Source organism: Chitinophaga sp. RCC_12, assembly GCF_041360695.1.
Classification (GTDB): Bacteria; Bacteroidota; Bacteroidia; order Chitinophagales; family Chitinophagaceae; genus Chitinophaga.
On sequence record NZ_JBFUPS010000008.1, the window covers coordinates 309,590 to 326,767 of the forward strand.

Consider the following 17,178-nt stretch of genomic DNA (forward strand, 5'->3'; position numbering starts at 1 on the left):
TGGATACTTGAAGAAATAGAAGTAAGTTGGAAATCCGTTTATCCTGGCGACCTTATTGCCTGGGCGCGCTTGTATCTATAAATAATAATAAAAGAAAGAATTATGGTAATTGTAAACAGTTTCGCAGAATATCAAGCGTATGAGGGTAAAGAAATAGGTAGCTCTGAGTGGCATAAAATAGACCAGGAACAGATCAACAAATTTGCGGATGCAACACTGGATCATCAATGGATCCATTGCAATGAGGAAAGAGCGAAAAATGAAGGGCCATTCAAAACGACTATTGCCCATGGTTATCTGACACTGGCGCTGATTCCTTATTTATGGAAGCAAATAGCAGACATCCGGAATGTTAAAATGGAAATTAACTACGGCATAGAGCGGTTTAAGTTTGGTCAGGCAGTGTTTGTAAACGATGAAGTACAATTGAAAGCGAAACTCAATTCCATCGTCGATTTAAGAGGAGTTACCAAAGTAGTAATTGGCGCTACGCTTAGCATTAAAGGCAAGGCGAAGCCGGCTTATACGGGTGATGTGGTGTTTTTATACCATTTTTAATGGTTGTTTTATGAAAAGAGAGAACACATAGACTAGTGTTTTACCTGTACTTCAAAAACCTTGCCCATAGAAAAACAGGTGGCGCTGATCTTAAAGGACATTTACGATTTTCAGGTAAAGGAGATCTGCCTTGTTCTTGGCAAAACTGAAGGTGTCATCAAGCACCTGTCAGCAGGAAGAGCTGATGAAGCTGGAACTGGTAAAGGCTTCAAAGAAGTATAACCGGGAACAGCTTTTTGAACTGCGCACTCTACTGGTAAAAGCTATTGATCCCCTTAACGCAGCGGGTACCGATTTTCACGAGGAAATTATGAACTGTCTAAAAACAGCCATTGGTGAAAAAAGCGATTTTTTTGATAGAAAGGGGAATAAGGCAGAATAATCCGTTTCCGTGTAAAAATGTTGGTAATCATCTCCCTGTTTCCCTGCGGAATTCCCCCGGCGGCATACCGGTGGTATTAGAAAACAGGCGTGAGAAGGAAGCCAGATCTTCATATCCTACCCGGTAACAAATTTCGGAGATACTCAGCTTAGTTTCTCCCAATAATTTTTTTGCTATTTCCATACGTTTTTCCTGTATCCATTTGCCCGGACTGGTATTCAATTCTTCCCGGAACCTGCGTGATAATGTCCGGGAAGACATCCCCATCTCCCGGGATAGAAAATCCAGGCTTATGACTTCCATGTTGTCTTTTAGCAGTTTGTTGAGCTGTTTTTCAAAGCTGCCAATCATCTCTGTAACCGGAATCTCATAAGGACTTTGAAATTCGCGCGCAGGAGGGAGCAGCATTATTTTCCTCACACGTTTCAGCTCCTTTGCGAAACCGAGGTCTGTTAGCAGGTTACTGATCAAATCCAGCCCGGCAAAGCCTCCGCCCGAAGTATAAATATTCCCCTGTTTCACTACAATCCGGGAAGGCTCCCAGCGCACTGCGGGAAACCGCTCCTGTACATCTCCTTTCAGCCACCATGAGATGGTGGCCCGCTTTCCATCCAGCAAACCATTGGCGGCCAGGAGATAGGAAGCCCCGCAGGTGGCCGCAATAATGGCGCCGTGCCGTTGTGCTGCCTTAATAAATGGTGCTGCCCTTTTTGCTTCCACTGCCAATAAGTTGTGTTCGGGAATAGCCTGTGCTCCCGCTCCGGCCAACAGGATCAACACGTCGGCCTTTTTAGCAGGTTTTGTTGCCGCATTAAAAGAAATAGCAGAACGAGAAACCGCGTGTGTATGTTTAGACACAAACTCAAAAGTAAAAATGTCCGAGTCACTCAACACATTTATTGCCTGCAATATTTCTACCACACTGGAGGCAATCGCTGCATAAAAACCGGAAGGCAAATAGATGACGAAATGCATATGGCTATTTTTGCATGGTAATTGTCAGATAAGACATATCGAAGATAAGAAACGTCTGGTAATATTGCTATTCAAACAAAACAATGAAAGCAATAACATTTAATCGCATCGGCGCGCCGGAAGAAGTGCTCCAATTATCTGAAGTACCAGTACCCGCTATAAATGATAACGAAGTATTGATCAGGACAACCGCAGCCTCTATTAACCCGGGTGATTTTCTATTTATTCAGAACCTCTACCCGGAACCCAAAAAACCAGTGTTCCCTCAGCAGATTGCTGGTAATCACGGCGCCGGTATTATAGAAAAAGCAGGAAAAGAGGTAGCGTTTCAACCGGGCGCGCACGTGGCATTCAGCTATTATAACTCCTGGGCAGAATATGTAGCTGTTCCGGCGGAATGGCTGATTCCCTTACCAGCCGGTTATCCTGCTGAACTGAGCAGCCAGTTTGTAAACCTGGTTACTGCATGTGACCTGCTGAAGCAGTCGGGCGTTCAGCCGGGTCAATGGTTGGTGTTGACTGCCGGCAACTCTGCGATATCAATATTGGTGACTCAACTGGCGAAACTACAGGGAATACGTGTCATTTCCATTGTACGCCGTATAAAGAAGGTACATATACTGGAGTCACTGGGGGCCACCGTAGTAATAGACCTTTCTGCGGAGCAGGGAAACACCGTACAACGCATCATGGAGATTACCGGAAATAAAGGCGTAAATGGTATTATTGATAATGTGGGTGGCCCGGTTACCGGGGAATTGATCAGGTGCATTGACTTTGGCGGTAAGCTAATCATCAACGGCGGCTTGAGTGCAGAAAAATATACACTTCATAATTTCGACATTCTATTAAGTGGTCTCCAGATTCAGCCGCATGTATACCGGTACTTTTTCACGCCACCACTTCCTGAAGATGTTACCATGCTGAAGGAAATTGCAGAAATTTCCGCCGGTTTTGCGTCAAATGTTTCCGGGAGACATGCGCTGGAGGATTTTAAAACAGCCATCGAGGAGAGTATACACTTCCCGGAAAGAGGGAAGCATATTTTTATCATGTAGTTGAATAACAGGGTAGCAGTGCCTGTATAATTGTTAAATTTGAGTACTCATAACACAGTTCACTAAAATTATCTATGCATGGCTATGAAAATAAAATTGGGGGAATTGAGTTACCATGAAGTGCTACAGGCGTTAAAGCATATTGATCCGGTGCATGAAGTAGAAATTGTGGAAGAAGTCATGATCACAGAAGCAAATGTTCTTCTATGTAAGTTTAAGGGGAAAAGGTTTAATATCTATTTTGATATAGACTACGGGACGGAAATAAAAGCCGTCGACAAGATAGGGCAGGAGGAGCTAAAGATGATGGAGGAATTAATCATCCGTCAATTCTCTTAGTTTATATACTTGCAGTATAATAGTATCCGTGATACAAGGCGCTGATCGACGGTAACACTATTTATATTCCGGTTGCTAATTTAACAGCAAAAGCGGAAATACTTAAAGACGCCGGTATTACCGGCGAACTAACCAGGAAGGGCTTTCAGCCATCAGATTTTACCGCATGGCTATCCGGGATCATTACTTATATATTATGGCCGGTTATGGCAAGGAGCACTTTCGCTCTGTTTGCCTGGTAATCTTACAGCTTTTTTAAATATTTTATAGGTGGCCCCACCCGCTTGAAACCATGCTCTTCCCGAAACCTGTCCAGTTCCTCTTCACTCATGTTCTTGGCGGATCCTTCACTGAGTTTAATAAAGAATTCTTCCATTTTCCCCGCCGGTTGAAAAAACATCAATAACCTCGCTTCACCTTCACCAATCTTTGAAAAGCTATGGGGCACTTTTCTGGGCCCAAAGACGCTGTCGCCGGGTTTTGCCTCGTAGGTAACATCTCCGACTTTTATAAGGAATTCGCCCTTTAAAACATACCACCATTCATCCTGATCGAAATGGAAATGGAGAGAGGGTCCCCCTTCTTTCATGCGTATTGATTCAAACACATAAATATCTCCGTCAGTATCTTTTGAAGAAACTTTTGTATAAAATGTGTCCCCCTCCAAGAGATTGATACTTTTATTGAAGCGGTCCATGCCAGCCTTAACTGAAAAACCTTTTTCAATTCTTTTCTTTACTGATTGAGCAATCAGGTTAAATGGAGCATAAACAAAAGCCCCTACTGCTAAGCATTTTTTTAAAAATTGATCTCTGTTCATGTGCGTTTTATTTAATAATAACAGGATTTATTTTAGGATTGCAAGCGTTGTACTGATAAGTATAATGGAGCTTAATTGTTTTTGGGGATTATACAGCAATATTTTACCTGTGAATAATATTATGGTAGAAATTACAATTAATGCATTCACTGAAAAGTGCCGGTTAGCCATTCGCGGAAATGAATGAGCCGGTGGTTGCTTCCCGCCCAGGTCAATGACCGTTTATCACAAACCGCTCAGTCAATCCTGCCAACCGCTCAACAGTCCTTTTTCATATTCTTTTTTAAGCAGTTCTTTAACGTGACAAAGATTGCAACGAACATGCTTTAAACCTTTAAACAGATAATCATGAAAACAAAATTGCTATTAGTGGCAGGCTTGCTGATTATGTCGTGCCTTGCCTGTTCAAAAACCGGTCCTGAAGGCCCGCAGGGGGCACAGGGAACACAGGGAACAAAAGGAGATAAAGGAGATACCGGAAGCCGGGGCGCCACCGGCACGGCTAATGTGATCTATTCTACCTGGAGGTCTTTTACCGGGAAGGTTGCGCAATGGCCTATACCCGCCATAACAAAGGCGATTCTTGATAATGGGATTATATTGGTATACGTTGATTTTGGCTCTACGGTATTACTTGTACCTTATGCCTCCAACGCCGGCGACATAAAGATGTATCCTCAGTTCTATGTAGGCGGTCTTAATATTATCAGCAATATTGAACTGAACGTTTTTCGGTTCCGTTATGTCATCATTCCTGGTGGTGTTGCAGCAAGGAGTGCGTCAGGTGTGGACTACAGTGATTACCAGAAAGTTTGTGCAGATTGTCACATCCAACCATGAGAAGTGGGGGGCGGAAACTGTTAAGCAGGAAAAGGAATCCCACTAATTTCATTACATGCGTCTAAAAACTGATCCTGCAATGAAAAGTTGTTAGCTTCCTTTTTGTAACTTCTTTCTTTTTGATGATAGAAATAACGGCCGGTTACTTTCGCCTTTTCATCATTGCTTGCAGCCAGCCAAACCTGGGTTTCGTATCCTTTTGCCAGATCTCCGGGTGCCGACCTGCCACCCATTTTTGTTGGCACCCAACCCGGATCAACGGTATTGGAATAAACATCTTTCCATTTTCTTGATACAGCAAGTGAAAGCAATAAAACATAAAACTTGGAGTCAGAATAAGTGACATGATCAAATCCGTTTCTGGAAAAACCAATACTTGCATCAGCATGAGTGTGCATATCCGAGCATAAATAGATTAATCGTTTGGGTCGTTGCATCAAACTGGTCAGAATATAGGGAGCCAGGGTATTCACTTTAAATATCTGCTCCGGGGCAGCATTATATACTCCGGCATTATGGATTACTGCATCAAACTTTCCCAGGGAATTTAACTGTTGTGCCAGTTCCTTTGTTTCTTCAATATCAGAAAGATTGCCGGTCACAATACCGTCAGCACCTTTCAGCTTGCCGGTGATGTCAAGTTTTCTATTTTCATCCCGCGCATGTGCAACTACCTGATGTCCTTTTTCTATTAGTGATTTTGCTGCCAATAACCCTAGTCCGTCGGCAGACCCGGTGATAAATATCCGTCCCATATGTTTGGTTTAATATTTATGTAAATTAACGTTCCTGTCGGGACGTTACAAACGTTTATCCTTTTCAAATACATGTAAGGTCTGTTCTGAATCCAGCACAAATATGCGGTTGTCAAATACATGAAATACATCTTCGGCTGCGGGAATCACAATACCCCTGCGGCCAGTTTTATTGGCATCGTGTATCCGGTAATGCCATAAGAGGTCGCCGGTTTGTATGTTCCATTCACTGATAATCGTATCCAGGATACCTGCCAGGTACATTTTATCATCTCTGAATATTACGTTGGAATAAGGATCGATACCTGCTGATTTAATATGCGCTGACAGGTCCACGTCGTAAAGGCGGGCGCCATCTGCGGCATTAATCTTCCATATTTCCATATTCACAAAACATAGTACGGTCTGATCCGTGGCCTGGAATCTCATACCTGCGCCCTTCACCTGCCAGCATAACTGGCCGTTACCGTCGAGGCAGAGTAGGTAGTCAGTGTGCCCGTTGGTAACACCCTGCATATATTTGTCCTCCTTCCAACTGCGGTCGCCCGATGATCTCATAGCTACCTGCAGGCAGTCCCAGTTCATTTATGTTTACTTCCCACAGCAGGTGACCGTTTGTTTCGCTCAAACAGGAGAGCACCTGCTTTTTCTCAGTATGCGTAACCACCAACTGATCGCCGTTGCCGGTAAAAAGGTGGGTATAGGCGCCATCAGCATCCCAGATAAGGTTGGAATCCCGGAAATTATATTTGCTCAGCTTCCAGCCGTCAGCCGTTTTATTGCGGATGATCATGTTATCATCATACAGCAGCTTGATCTGCACGCTGCCTGTATAATTGAATGGATATTCCTTTCTAACGTTACTATCTGTATCCCAGGCGATGATCTTATCCCTTGTCCGGATGACCACTTCCCGGTTCATCATTGCGGTAAGCACAAAAGGCGTTGTATCTAATGCACTTTCGATAACCGAAAGATGGTTGTCTATCCGGATAATGGCATTATCGCTGTTTTTATAGACAATGCCTGCTGCTGTAATAAGGGGTTCAGTTACCTGGGTTATCTGGCGAACTAATTGCATCATATTATTATGGAACTAAAATTTTCTATTATCCTGTGTATTCGGAAATCGCGTGCCAGGGAAACCGGGCCCGGGTCCCGAAATTATTTTTTATCGGGTATAGTCATCAGGTAACTCGTCAGCTTTTTTATCAACCCATTTTCCATCTCAAAAACATCACAGAATACAAGGTTGACAATAATTCCATTTTTCGTTTTGGCTTGAACGGTGCCTTCTGCGATGACTACATTTTCCTCTTCTGTCATCCTGGATACTTTAATAGCGGGCTTGCCTGTAAACCCTTCGTTTTCAATTTCCTTATCAAAATCAGCTTTCCCTTTATGCAGATAAACACCCGGAAGCACCCAGGTTATATCGTCGGTTAAGCAGGCTAGGTAATGGTTACCGCTGGCCAGTCCTTTGACTTTCCAGCTTCGGTTGCGTTGAGTGGGGTGCCTTGCTCATTACTCAGCTCCATTGTGAAAACGAGTTTCTCCGGAAAAGCTATTTCCTGGTATACGCCTGTGATCCAGCATTCTCCATGCACAGGATCGTGAATAACAGAATGAAATGTACCACCAACTTTAACATCTATTGATTTAAATACTATAGTGCATCCATCCGGTGCATACCAGTGTTGCAGATGCCTGGGATCTGTCCATGCCTCAAAAACAAGTTCACGCGGCGCATTAAACAGATGCGTAATAAAAAGATCTTCTTTATTAGTCTTCATTTACCTTTGGATTTTTGTTGTTGTAAGTATTTATCCAATTTTTCAAACCTCCTGGTCCATAATTTCCTGGATTGATCTATCCAGGTTACTACCTCATCAAGTTGATCCAGTTGTACCTCGCAGAATCTTTCCCTTCCGCTTTGTTTGATAACCAGCAGGCCGCATTCTTCCAGTATTTTCACGTGCAGGGATATGGCCTGCCTGGTCATATCAAACTTTTCTGCGATGGTGTTTACGTTGTACGACTGTGCTGCAATGAGGTTAATGATTTCCCTCCTGGTAGGATCGGCGATGGCCTGATAAACATCTCTCCTGATTTTCATAAATGCAAGTATCTGCTTGCAAATATAAGCGCAAGTATTTACTTGCCCAAATGTTTTTTAGAATATTGATTTTATCGGGTAAAAACAAGGCGCCCCTTTTTTAGTGAGCGCCTTGTTTTAGGGTAAGTTTATGGCATCGCCTATATCGCGTATGCTTTTATGTGGTCGTGATTTTTTCCAGGTCTTAGCAAGATGTTGTGCTCTGTTTCTGTCATCCTTATGCTTAACTGGTTAATCCTGGTTGGGCATTTTGGTGGTATCCATGAAAAATATTTCCCAGGTGTGTCCATCAAGGTCCTCTATTCGCCGCTGTTGCATAAACCCGTAATCCATCATAGGCGTTGGCTCTGTTCCTCCTGCTTTTAATCCATGCGCCACAACTTCATTCATTTTATCAATACTTTCAACAGATAAGGCAAACAGGCCTGCAATATTACTTTTTGTATCAGCTATTGGTTTTTTCGTAAATGTCTGGAACCTTTCGTGGCTCATAATCATAACGAAAATTGTATCGCTCCAAACCATACATTTCGCCTGGTCGTCAGAAAACTGCGGGTTGATTGCAAACCCAATTTGAGTGTAAAAGTCCAGTGATTTTTGAATGTCTTTTACTGCAAGATTGATAAATACCTGTTTCATTTTTTAATTTTATTATTGGTTACAGATGCAAAGATGAAAAGACAAAAATGAAAAAACCTTTACAAATGTTGAGAAAGCCAAAATTCATTTGCTATAACCCAAAATCAGACTTAACTGATCTTATTTTCTTTTATTAAGTGATCAGGAAAAACCTCATATTTACAATTAACTTACATTCCAAGTCATATGAAATCCAGTTTCCTGTTTTTTATTATACCGCTATTTTTTTCATTTAAGGCAATTGCCCAAACGGTAGAACCAATTAAGTCCGGTCAGGGAGAAGTGGTAACGATGCATTCCGGCATTCTTAAAGAAGATCGAAAGATAATGATCTACACGCCAAAGGATGCTGACAATCCAGAGAAAAGATATCCGGTGATCTATGTTCTGGATGCCGACAATCATTTTACCCAAATGGTAGAATATTCTAAATACCTCAGCCGGCAAGATGTGAATGTTATTCCGCCACTGATTGTTGTAGGACTAACAAATACGGACCGTAATCGTGACCTCACTCCATCTCACAGCAATATTGATTATTATGGAAAACCGGATACCACTGCTAATTCCCCATATAAGAACAGCGGAGGAAATGAGCATCTTTTTCAATTCATTCAGAAAGAGCTTATACCCTATGTCGATTCAAATTACAAAACTCAACCTTACCGCATTTTTGCAGGACACTCATTCGGGGCGCTGACAGCCATCAATTGCCTCCTTAATTATCCGGATATGTTTGACGCATACATTGCCGTGAGCCCATCCTTCTGGTGGGATCAGAAATTCCTGCTGAAGCTCGCGGAGAAAAAAATGAAAGCAGGATCAACTTTATCGAAGACGCTTTTTTTTAGTGATGGCAATGAAGGTTCTTCACCCGGATCAACATTTCATACCGATGTTTTAAAGTTTGATTCCCTGCTCAAAAAGCGGAATATCAAAGGACTGGATTTTGAATATATGAGCTATCCGGCAGAGAGTCATATGACTGTGCCTATTAGATCATACTATGATGGACTTCGGTTTATCTATCGCCAGTGGCCACTTCCTCCGGTAAGTGATGAAGAGATCAGTCCGGAGATCATTATGAAACACTATAAAGAATTGTCACAAAAGTTTGGGTACCCGATTTTACCTGACGAAGCATATGTCAATGGCTGGGCACAATGGGTAGTGAAAAATCCGGTAACCCTGAATAATGGCATTCAGCTACTGGAGATGAATACAATTAACTACCCGTCTTCTTCAAAAGCCTTTGCGGCTTTGGGCGCAGCATATGCTTTGAAAGGAGAAAAGCAGCACGCTATCGCTTCGTACAAAAAGGCCAGCGAATTGAATCCTGCATCAAATGAAATTAAATCGCGTTTGTTGGAGTTACAGAAATAATATAGATATACCTTCTACCAATCAGATTTTTTGAATCCGCTAATTTAGGTAGCTAAGTAACCTTCACATTTAAGCCTGTTTCCCTTTTTGCAAGTTCCGATGGTGCAATTCCAAAATGTTTCTTGAATGCAAAAGAAAAGTGCGACAATGCCTCAAAACCTAACTCAAGATAAATGTCGGAGGGTTTTGCAGCCTCTTTTTCCAGGAGAAAACGGGCTTCACCCAAACGTTTTTGCACTAGCCAGCGATTAGGTGTGTCGTTAAAGATCGCCTTGAAATCCCGCTTGAAGGCAGATAAGCTACGCCCGGTCAAGTAGGCGAACCGGGCAACACTTACATTGAATTTGTAATTTCGGTTCATAAATTCTTCGAGATCTATTTTCCCGGGAATACCGTAATCAAAGAATAGTCCCGATAATTCTGGCTGCAGTTGCAACAGTATTAGGAGCAGTTCTTCCCGCTTTACATCAAAAAATGCTTTGTCCATTTCTCCACGACTATTGTAGTAAGGAGTTAAAGATCGAATAAATGCAGGAATCAGCTCATTGCTTGCCGGGCGTATAAAGCTCTCAGCAGACCGGAACTTTACTGCATTTATCCGGTGTTTGTCCTGGAATTGTTTTAAGAACGGTTCGTCGAAAACAAAAATGATTTTTTCAATCACATACGGCTCTTTGGTAGCGGTCTGCCGGCCCAAACGGTTTTTACGGACAATGCCATACTCGCCCGACTTCAAGGTGTAATTTTTATCGCCATAATAACCGTTCACACACCCTTTCACAACATAGAAAAAGAGGTGCTCGCCAATGAATTGTTCCCTTGCTATTGCAGGACCAACGAGAGTCGTTTTGTTGACAGAAGCTTTCATCTTGATCTCCCTAAGTTAATCATACTTATCCTAACAATAATAATTAAACCCTTGACAATAGGGTGCGCGTATCCGCAACAACGAGCTCCTGAAATTTTGGATCCTGCACCAACATGGAGCCGAGCATGGGCAGTCCTTTTTCGTCGTAATAAATGCCTGTTTTACCAGATTCGCCGGTCAGTACTGCTGTCTCCAGGCGTGCCGCCCGCTTTGGGGTGCTCCAGTATTTAATATATGGAGCGACCAGCGGGAGTAAATAATTTCCTATAAAACGAAGGAAGCCATTGGCATCCCTGCCGAGTCCCGTATTCGGAATGAAGCCCGGTTCGATGGCATTGATGCGCAACCGGGGCGTTTCACGGGATAAAGCCAGGGCCGCAGCAAGGATACACTGCTTGGATGTTGCGTATGCGTCTGCCCCCGGCATTTTAGAGCCGCCAGGCTCCCATTCACCGCGGGCGCCCGCCTCCACGGAAATAAAGCGGCCACCACGGAACCCGGCGGCTTTCGCAGGCTTCCGTGCGGGATCTTCCACTCCCGAGGCAACAAAAGCGATATTTGCGCCATCAGGCAGATGTGGTATAAGTTCCTCGGTCAACGCAAATGGCCCCAGGTGGTTGGTAGCGAAGGTCGTGTTCCAACCCTGCGCACTCCTTGTGGCACGCATTTGCATGATACCCGCATTGTTAAGTAGCCCGGCAATCGGGACATTGAGCGCGAGGATGTCTGCAGCAGCACGCCGGACACTAATAATATCAGACAGATCGCAAACGACAGGGACCGCATCCTGCCCCTTTTCTTTAATAAGCCGCTGCATTTGTTCCAGCTTTTTAAGGTCCCGGCCCACTAACACCACAGTACCATACTTTGCAAGCTCAAGTGCCGTAAGGCGACCAATACCGGAGGTCGGACCCGTAATAATGAACGCCTTCTTATTCTTCAAAACAGTCTTTGACATGATTTTATCTTTCTTTTAAATGATACTGCAAAACTCGCCATTAATATACGCGGCAGTTTTCTTCAAAAGCCCAAAGTTGTTGTATTGAAAAGTCCAATTTGGGAAGACCGTAATCATTTTGGTAGCCGGTTAGTTTTTGAGAGACTGGCTGAATGCAAGGGGAGAAAGTTGTGTTTTGCCCTGAGTAAAATCTATTTTACACCACAATGTTACTGAGTTACACCGATGTTACTGTTATTTTTCAGTACTAAGTTACTTTAGATAACTTAGCTGGTCTACCTTTGTTGCTCAATCTTTAAAAAAGGAAATAATGAGCAGATTAAAGAACAAAGTAGCAGTTATTACAGGTGGTAATAGCGGCATTGGATTTGGCATTGCCCGGGAATTTAAAAATGAAGGTGCTAAAGGAGCTATTGTTGGGAGAAATAAGGAAACTTTAGATAGTTCCGTAGCTCAACTTGGAGATAATTTCATCGCCATAAATGCCGATGTAACCAACATAGCCGACCTGGAAAGAGTCTTTAAAGAAACATCTGAAAAATTTGGTAAAATAGACGTGATTGTAGCCAATGCAGGTGGTGCCGTTACAGGAGCAACATTTGGTTCTGTGGCAGATATTGGCGAAGCCGACTATGACAAGACAATGGATTTAAACCTGAAAAGTGTTTACCTCACTGTTCATAAAGCACTGCCCTATATGAATGATGGGGGTTCGATTATTCTTATCGCCTCAAATGCGGCGCATCGGGCATATCCATCTTTTACGCTTTATGGTGCTGCGAAAGCCGCTGTAATCCATTTTGCCAAAGGATTTTCAAACGACCTTTTAGCCAGAAAGATCAGGGCAAATGTAATATCACCAGGTACAACAGATACACCAGTGTTTGACAGGTTTGTTCCGGTAGAACAACTGGAAGCGGTGAAAAAGTACTGGGCAGATGTAATGCCGATAGGAAGAATCGGGCAACCATCTGACATTGGTAAAACAGCGGTTTTCCTGGCTTCTGATGATTCCTCATTCATGCTTGGTGCTGAACTTCTTGTTGATGGTGGTCTAAGCTATTTGTCTAAATAATTGACCCACGCTGGTGCGGGTTTGCAACCCGTGTTATTAAATAATTTTCAAAATGAGTAAATTAAAAAACGAAGTAGCGAGCTACGCAATTATCGGCTTCGGCAATATTGGCCGGGCCCTGGCCAAGGCGTTTGCCCGCAACGGCATCGAAGTATCCGTTGCAACCACGCGCAACCCGGAAAGCTTTGCATCCGCCTCGGCTGCGATCGGGCCGGAGATCCTTCCCACAACATTGGCGGAAGCGGTGAAGGCGGACGTCATCTTTTTAGCTGTCCGTTTTGAGTCGCACCCGGATGTGGCGAAGGCGCTGCCCAACTGGCAGGGGAAGATCATCGTTGATGTGACCAATGCCTACGGTGTGCCCCCTGAGAAACTGGGAGGACAGCCTTCTTCCAGGTTCGTGGCTCAGGCATTCACTGGTGGAAAACTCGTTAAGGGCTTCAACCATTTGATTGCTGCCATTCTTGATCAGGATCCCGCCGTACATGGTGGCAGGAGAGTTGTGTTCCTGGCGGGCGACGATGACGGCGCAGTAGCGGAGATTGGTGCGCTTGCTGAGAATCTCGGTTTTTCACCCGTCAAACTTGGAGGGCTTTCGGAAGGAGGACTGCTTGTGCAGGCGCGCGGAAATAGCTGGGGTCAACTGATATTTAAGGACCTGGTTAAGTTCGATTGATGAATCCTGATCGCAAATTTCGATACGATCCTTCCTCGTGGACAAAGAGAATCACGGTTTGATTGAAGGAAGTCGACGCTCCGATCTGGCGTGCGCTCATTTATAGGTTTGCTTGACGCCTTCCGGCTTGGGAGGCGTTTCGCTTGCCCGGGATGCACTAAGCGGGCGGTAGACGGCCTTGACCACAGGCAAGATAGGATTGGTTACTTGCAAAAGACAGTTTCTTTTATGAAGTTTCCCGATGAGTTGCAAAGGGCTGAAGCTGCTTAAATTCGTAGAAAATCGTTTGGTTTTTTTATGGACTTTCGATAAATTTATTTAGCCCAATAGTTGGCCAAACCTATTTAAAAGGGAAAAGTAGCAAAACTATATTCAAACTGTATTTTGCATATTACAAAATCTCAATGCTGGAATTTAAACTTGAGTAACATGAACGTAAAAACTACCGTTGTGTGTTTACCTGTACGCAACCTGGATCTAACATTAACATTTTACAAAGAGGCGCTTGGCTTCTCTGACATTCAAGTTGAGGAGGAAATGCTTATGCTTGAACTTCCTAAACTTTCTTTGTTCCTTATGAAAAAAGAGGCCTTCGAGGCTTACAGTAAAAAAGCCGGGCTTGGAACGCAATTTCCAGGCGCTGGTGTCGGTATGATTATCAGTTGTGCAATGATGTCGAAAGAAGATGTAGACAACGCCCTGGAGAATGTGTCAAAGAATGGCGGCACAGTTCCAAATAAAGCAACAATTGATGAAACATATGGTGGATATATCGGGTACTTTTCCGATCCTGATGGGCATTTATGGGAGCTTGTGTATCCGCAGCAAGATTAAATACCCACTTATGAAATATGTTCCTTCCCAATTGCATCAGAGATAGAAAGTGGCGGTATTCTTGTTGTGTCCTCCGTCATAATTTATGCTTATGCAACCCCGTAATAAAGACCTGATCATCATTAAAGGCGCCCGCGAAAACAATCTCCGGAACATCAATGTAGAGATACCCAAGAAAAAAATCACCGTGCTCACTGGTGTTTCCGGTTCAGGAAAATCGTCATTGGTATTTGATACCATCGCTGCGGAAGCACAACGGCAGCTGAATGAAACCTTCAGCAGCTTTATCCGGCATCGCCTGCCACACTATGGTCAGCCGGATGCCGACCTGATGCAGAACCTAAGTCCTGCCATTATTGTTGACCAGAAACAGATCAGGGGAAATGCCCGCTCTACCGTGGGCACCATTACGGATATTTATTCGCTGCTCCGTTTATTGTATTCCAGGATAGGAAAACCTTTTGTGGGCTATTCTAATGTTTTTTCTTTCAACCACCCGGAAGGCATGTGCCCGGTGTGTGACGGTATTGGTACCACAACAACCATTGACGTGGAAAAATTGTTCGACCGCAGCAAATCCCTGAACGAAGGCGCTATCCTGTTTCCTTCTTTTGCTCCGGGAACAGCTTTGTGGAAGCGCTTTGTGATGTCTGGATTTTTTGACAACGATAAAAAACTGAAAGACTATTCTGAAGAAGAATGGCAATTACTTTTATACCAGGAAGAAATTAAACCCAAACACCCGGCGCCGGGGTGGTGGCCTTCCGCAAAGTATGAAGGCGTAATGCCACGGTTCACCAAAAGATTCCTGGCTAAAGAGCCGGATGACAGCCAGAAGTCGTGGCAGCAACCTTTGCGGCGGGTAGTAACCAAAGGTCCCTGCCCGGAATGCAAGGGAGCCCGTCTCAATGCCAGAATACTCAGTTGTAAGATTCATGGAAAGAACATTGCGGAAAATGCGGCGTTGCAGGTAAGCGATCTTATAAAAGAAATAGCGCGCATCAAAGAACCGCAGGCGGCTACTATGGTGGCCGCCATCATCGAAAGACTTTCACACCTGGATGGTATCGGGTTGGGATATCTGAGCCTGAACCGTGAAACCTCCACACTTTCCGGTGGCGAATCCCAACGGGTTAAAATGGTACGGCACCTCGGCAGCAGTTTGTGTGATATGATGTACATCTTTGATGAACCCAGCACTGGTCTTCATGCGCGTGATGTGCATCAGCTCAATTTGCTGATGAAGGGTTTGCGCGATAAAGGAAATACCGTATTGATAGTGGAACATGATCCCGATGTAATCAGCATCGGCGACCATATCATAGATATGGGGCCGGGAGCAGGAAAGCATGGCGGGCAAATAGTATTTGAAGGCACTGTAAAAGGTTTGCTGAAATCGGGTACATTAACGGGAACGGCCCTGCGCAAACAACCACAGCTCCGGGCAAAGGTGAGAGCTGCTACCGGCAGCCTGCGTGTACGCAATGCCACATTACATAACCTGCAAAAGGTAAGCGTAGACATTCCCAAAGGCGTGTTAACGGTGGTTACCGGCGTAGCCGGATCGGGAAAAAGCAGTCTGATCAACGGTGTGCTGCCCCGTTTGTACCCAGACATTGTTTGTATTAACCAGCATGCACTGGCAGGATCTGTGCGATCGAACCCGGCTACCTACACCGGGATATCGGATATTATCCGGCAGCTGTTTGCCCGCACCAATAAGGTAAGCGCCGGCCTGTTCACTTTTAACGGTGAGGGTGCATGCCCGGCGTGCAAAGGACTCGGCGTAACCTCGCTCGACCTGGCCTTCATGGATGCCGTAGTAACCACCTGCGAAGTATGTCAAGGCAAACGTTTTACAGATAACGTGCTGGGCTATACGCTGCGTGGCAAAAATATGGATGAAGTATTGAAGCTGAATGTAGAAGAAGCGATACAGTTTTTTACAGAAGAAGAGGTCGTGCGCGTGTTGCATCGTTTACACGAAGTAGGGCTGGATTACCTCACCTTGGGTCAGCCACTGGATTCCCTCTCCGGCGGCGAGAGACAACGGATCAAACTGGCTGCCGAGCTCGAAAATACAGGCAATATTTATATTTTGGATGAACCTACCACCGGGCTCCATTTGTCGGATGTGGCTAATTTAACAGGACTCCTGAACCGGCTGGTCGACAACGGCAGCACCGTAATAGCTATTGAGCATAACCTGGACGTGATCAGCCAGGCGGACTGGATTATTGACATGGGACCTGGCGCCGGCCGCCAGGGAGGCAAAGTGATCTTTGAAGGTACGCCCGCTGATCTTATCAAAGACAAGTCTTCACAAACAGGCATCTTCCTAAAAAAATATATTCATTCCCGTTAGTACCTGAAAAAAATACTATCGTGCAGTGTCCTGTTATTATGTAAATTGTTAATTAAGTTTGATGTAAACATCTCCATTGATAATTAATTGTGAATTACACGGCTTTTATTATCTGACAAAAATTTCCCTTTTATATGTTTCAATTTAAACAACTTTTAATTCTTTTTTTGCTAACCGGCACTGTAACAATTGCGCAGGTAAAACCTGAGGAAATAGCCGATAGTCTTTATAAAGCCAAAAATTTCAAAGAAGCCGGTAGGTATTACTTAAAAGCGACGGACAGAGTCGATTTTAAGGTCCTGAAATCAGATAATTATTATAACGCAGCATGTTGTTATGCCTTAAACGGTCAAAAAGATAGTGCCCTGGTGTTACTTACGAGTGCTGTTAACAGCGGTTATAAAAATGCCGATCAAATAAAAAAAGACACTGATCTTGAATCTTTGCATTCCTTGCCAGGCTGGCCGGAACTTATCAATAACATTAAGACAGCTAAGAACAGCACAACAGATCCGTATAAGGCTAAACTGATCACCA

The 17,178-nt window shown here is 44.1% G+C and carries 21 protein-coding genes; 10 read left to right on the plus strand and 11 right to left on the minus strand.

Going from position 1 to position 17,178, the window contains the following annotated elements; all coding sequences use genetic code 11:
- The first annotated feature begins 102 nt into the window (after positions 1-102).
- Together AB6805_RS23090 and AB6805_RS23095 are read left to right on the plus strand one after the other, a co-directional pair.
- Positions 103-558 (plus strand): MaoC family dehydratase, encoded by a 456-nt coding sequence (locus AB6805_RS23090; RefSeq protein ID WP_370911817.1) that lies wholly within the window; start codon positions 103-105, stop codon positions 556-558.
- A gap of 136 nt (positions 559-694) precedes the next feature.
- Complete coding sequence (locus AB6805_RS23095; protein WP_370911818.1) at positions 695-940, plus strand: hypothetical protein; 246 nt, start codon at positions 695-697, stop codon at positions 938-940.
- Between the two features lie 27 nt (positions 941-967).
- Here the strand turns inward: AB6805_RS23095 and AB6805_RS23100 are convergent, their stop codons facing one another.
- On the minus strand, positions 968-1,915 hold the full coding sequence (locus AB6805_RS23100) for a GlxA family transcriptional regulator (protein ID WP_370911819.1): 948 nt from the start codon (positions 1,913-1,915) through the stop codon (positions 968-970).
- A gap of 83 nt (positions 1,916-1,998) precedes the next feature.
- Between AB6805_RS23100 and AB6805_RS23105 the strand changes: the two genes are divergently transcribed.
- On the plus strand, positions 1,999-2,973 hold the full coding sequence (locus tag AB6805_RS23105) for a zinc-binding alcohol dehydrogenase family protein (protein ID WP_370911820.1): 975 nt from the start codon (positions 1,999-2,001) through the stop codon (positions 2,971-2,973).
- A 78-nt stretch (positions 2,974-3,051) separates the two neighbouring features.
- Positions 3,052-3,312, plus strand: a complete 261-nt coding sequence (locus AB6805_RS23110; RefSeq protein WP_370911821.1) for a hypothetical protein — start codon at positions 3,052-3,054, stop codon at positions 3,310-3,312.
- Between the two features lie 244 nt (positions 3,313-3,556).
- Here AB6805_RS23110 and AB6805_RS23115 read toward each other — a convergent pair whose 3' ends face one another.
- The gene (locus AB6805_RS23115; protein WP_370911822.1) at positions 3,557-4,132 is read right to left on the minus strand and encodes a cupin domain-containing protein; all 576 of its coding nucleotides are present in this window, start codon (positions 4,130-4,132) and stop codon (positions 3,557-3,559) included.
- Between the two features lie 348 nt (positions 4,133-4,480).
- Between AB6805_RS23115 and AB6805_RS23120 the strand changes: the two genes are divergently transcribed.
- Positions 4,481-4,972: a hypothetical protein gene (locus AB6805_RS23120; protein WP_370911823.1), complete on the plus strand. Its 492-nt coding sequence runs from the start codon at positions 4,481-4,483 to the stop codon at positions 4,970-4,972.
- Between the two features lie 20 nt (positions 4,973-4,992).
- Here the strand turns inward: AB6805_RS23120 and AB6805_RS23125 are convergent, their stop codons facing one another.
- The 7 genes from AB6805_RS23125 to AB6805_RS23155 form a co-directional block, all read right to left on the minus strand.
- Complete coding sequence (locus AB6805_RS23125) at positions 4,993-5,727, minus strand: SDR family NAD(P)-dependent oxidoreductase (RefSeq protein WP_370911824.1); 735 nt, start codon at positions 5,725-5,727, stop codon at positions 4,993-4,995.
- A gap of 45 nt (positions 5,728-5,772) precedes the next feature.
- Entirely contained in the window at positions 5,773-6,243 is a 471-nt protein-coding gene (locus AB6805_RS23130; protein ID WP_370911825.1) for a hypothetical protein, read from the minus strand.
- Positions 6,215-6,811: a hypothetical protein gene (locus tag AB6805_RS23135; RefSeq protein ID WP_370911826.1), complete on the minus strand. Its 597-nt coding sequence runs from the start codon at positions 6,809-6,811 to the stop codon at positions 6,215-6,217. The genes AB6805_RS23130 and AB6805_RS23135 overlap by 29 nt, the downstream gene beginning before the upstream one ends.
- Positions 6,812-6,891: 80 nt before the next feature.
- Positions 6,892-7,152, minus strand: coding sequence for a nuclear transport factor 2 family protein (locus AB6805_RS23140; protein ID WP_370911827.1), 261 nt, complete (start codon positions 7,150-7,152; stop codon positions 6,892-6,894).
- 26 nt (positions 7,153-7,178) lie between these two features.
- The gene (locus tag AB6805_RS23145) at positions 7,179-7,520 is read right to left on the minus strand and encodes an SRPBCC domain-containing protein (RefSeq protein WP_370911828.1); all 342 of its coding nucleotides are present in this window, start codon (positions 7,518-7,520) and stop codon (positions 7,179-7,181) included.
- Positions 7,517-7,843 carry an ArsR/SmtB family transcription factor gene (locus AB6805_RS23150; protein WP_370911829.1) on the minus strand — a complete coding sequence of 109 codons (327 nt, stop codon included), beginning with the start codon at positions 7,841-7,843 and terminating at the stop codon, positions 7,517-7,519. The genes AB6805_RS23145 and AB6805_RS23150 overlap by 4 nt, the downstream gene beginning before the upstream one ends.
- Positions 7,844-8,074: 231 nt before the next feature.
- Complete coding sequence (locus AB6805_RS23155) at positions 8,075-8,482, minus strand: VOC family protein (RefSeq protein ID WP_370911830.1); 408 nt, start codon at positions 8,480-8,482, stop codon at positions 8,075-8,077.
- A gap of 186 nt (positions 8,483-8,668) precedes the next feature.
- On the opposite strand from AB6805_RS23155, the gene AB6805_RS23160 reads away from it, so the two are divergent.
- Positions 8,669-9,865, plus strand: coding sequence for an alpha/beta hydrolase (locus AB6805_RS23160; protein WP_370911831.1), 1,197 nt, complete (start codon positions 8,669-8,671; stop codon positions 9,863-9,865).
- Between the two features lie 52 nt (positions 9,866-9,917).
- On the opposite strand, the gene AB6805_RS23165 is transcribed toward AB6805_RS23160, so the two are convergent.
- Positions 9,918-10,733 (minus strand): helix-turn-helix domain-containing protein, encoded by an 816-nt coding sequence (locus AB6805_RS23165; protein WP_370911832.1) that lies wholly within the window; start codon positions 10,731-10,733, stop codon positions 9,918-9,920.
- Between the two features lie 43 nt (positions 10,734-10,776).
- Positions 10,777-11,691 (minus strand): SDR family NAD(P)-dependent oxidoreductase, encoded by a 915-nt coding sequence (locus AB6805_RS23170; RefSeq protein WP_370911833.1) that lies wholly within the window; start codon positions 11,689-11,691, stop codon positions 10,777-10,779.
- A 310-nt stretch (positions 11,692-12,001) separates the two neighbouring features.
- Here AB6805_RS23170 and AB6805_RS23175 point away from each other — a divergent pair, with 310 nt between their 5' ends.
- The 4 genes from AB6805_RS23175 to AB6805_RS23190 all read left to right on the plus strand — a co-directional run bounded on the left by AB6805_RS23175 (position 12,002) and on the right by AB6805_RS23190 (position 16,641).
- Positions 12,002-12,766 (plus strand): SDR family NAD(P)-dependent oxidoreductase, encoded by a 765-nt coding sequence (locus AB6805_RS23175; protein ID WP_370911834.1) that lies wholly within the window; start codon positions 12,002-12,004, stop codon positions 12,764-12,766.
- A 52-nt stretch (positions 12,767-12,818) separates the two neighbouring features.
- Positions 12,819-13,442 carry an NADPH-dependent F420 reductase gene (locus AB6805_RS23180; RefSeq protein WP_370911835.1) on the plus strand — a complete coding sequence of 208 codons (624 nt, stop codon included), beginning with the start codon at positions 12,819-12,821 and terminating at the stop codon, positions 13,440-13,442.
- A 429-nt stretch (positions 13,443-13,871) separates the two neighbouring features.
- Positions 13,872-14,276, plus strand: coding sequence for a VOC family protein (locus AB6805_RS23185; protein ID WP_370911836.1), 405 nt, complete (start codon positions 13,872-13,874; stop codon positions 14,274-14,276).
- 91 nt (positions 14,277-14,367) lie between these two features.
- Complete coding sequence (locus tag AB6805_RS23190) at positions 14,368-16,641, plus strand: ATP-binding cassette domain-containing protein (protein ID WP_370911837.1); 2,274 nt, start codon at positions 14,368-14,370, stop codon at positions 16,639-16,641.
- Positions 16,642-17,178: the final 537 nt, after the last annotated feature.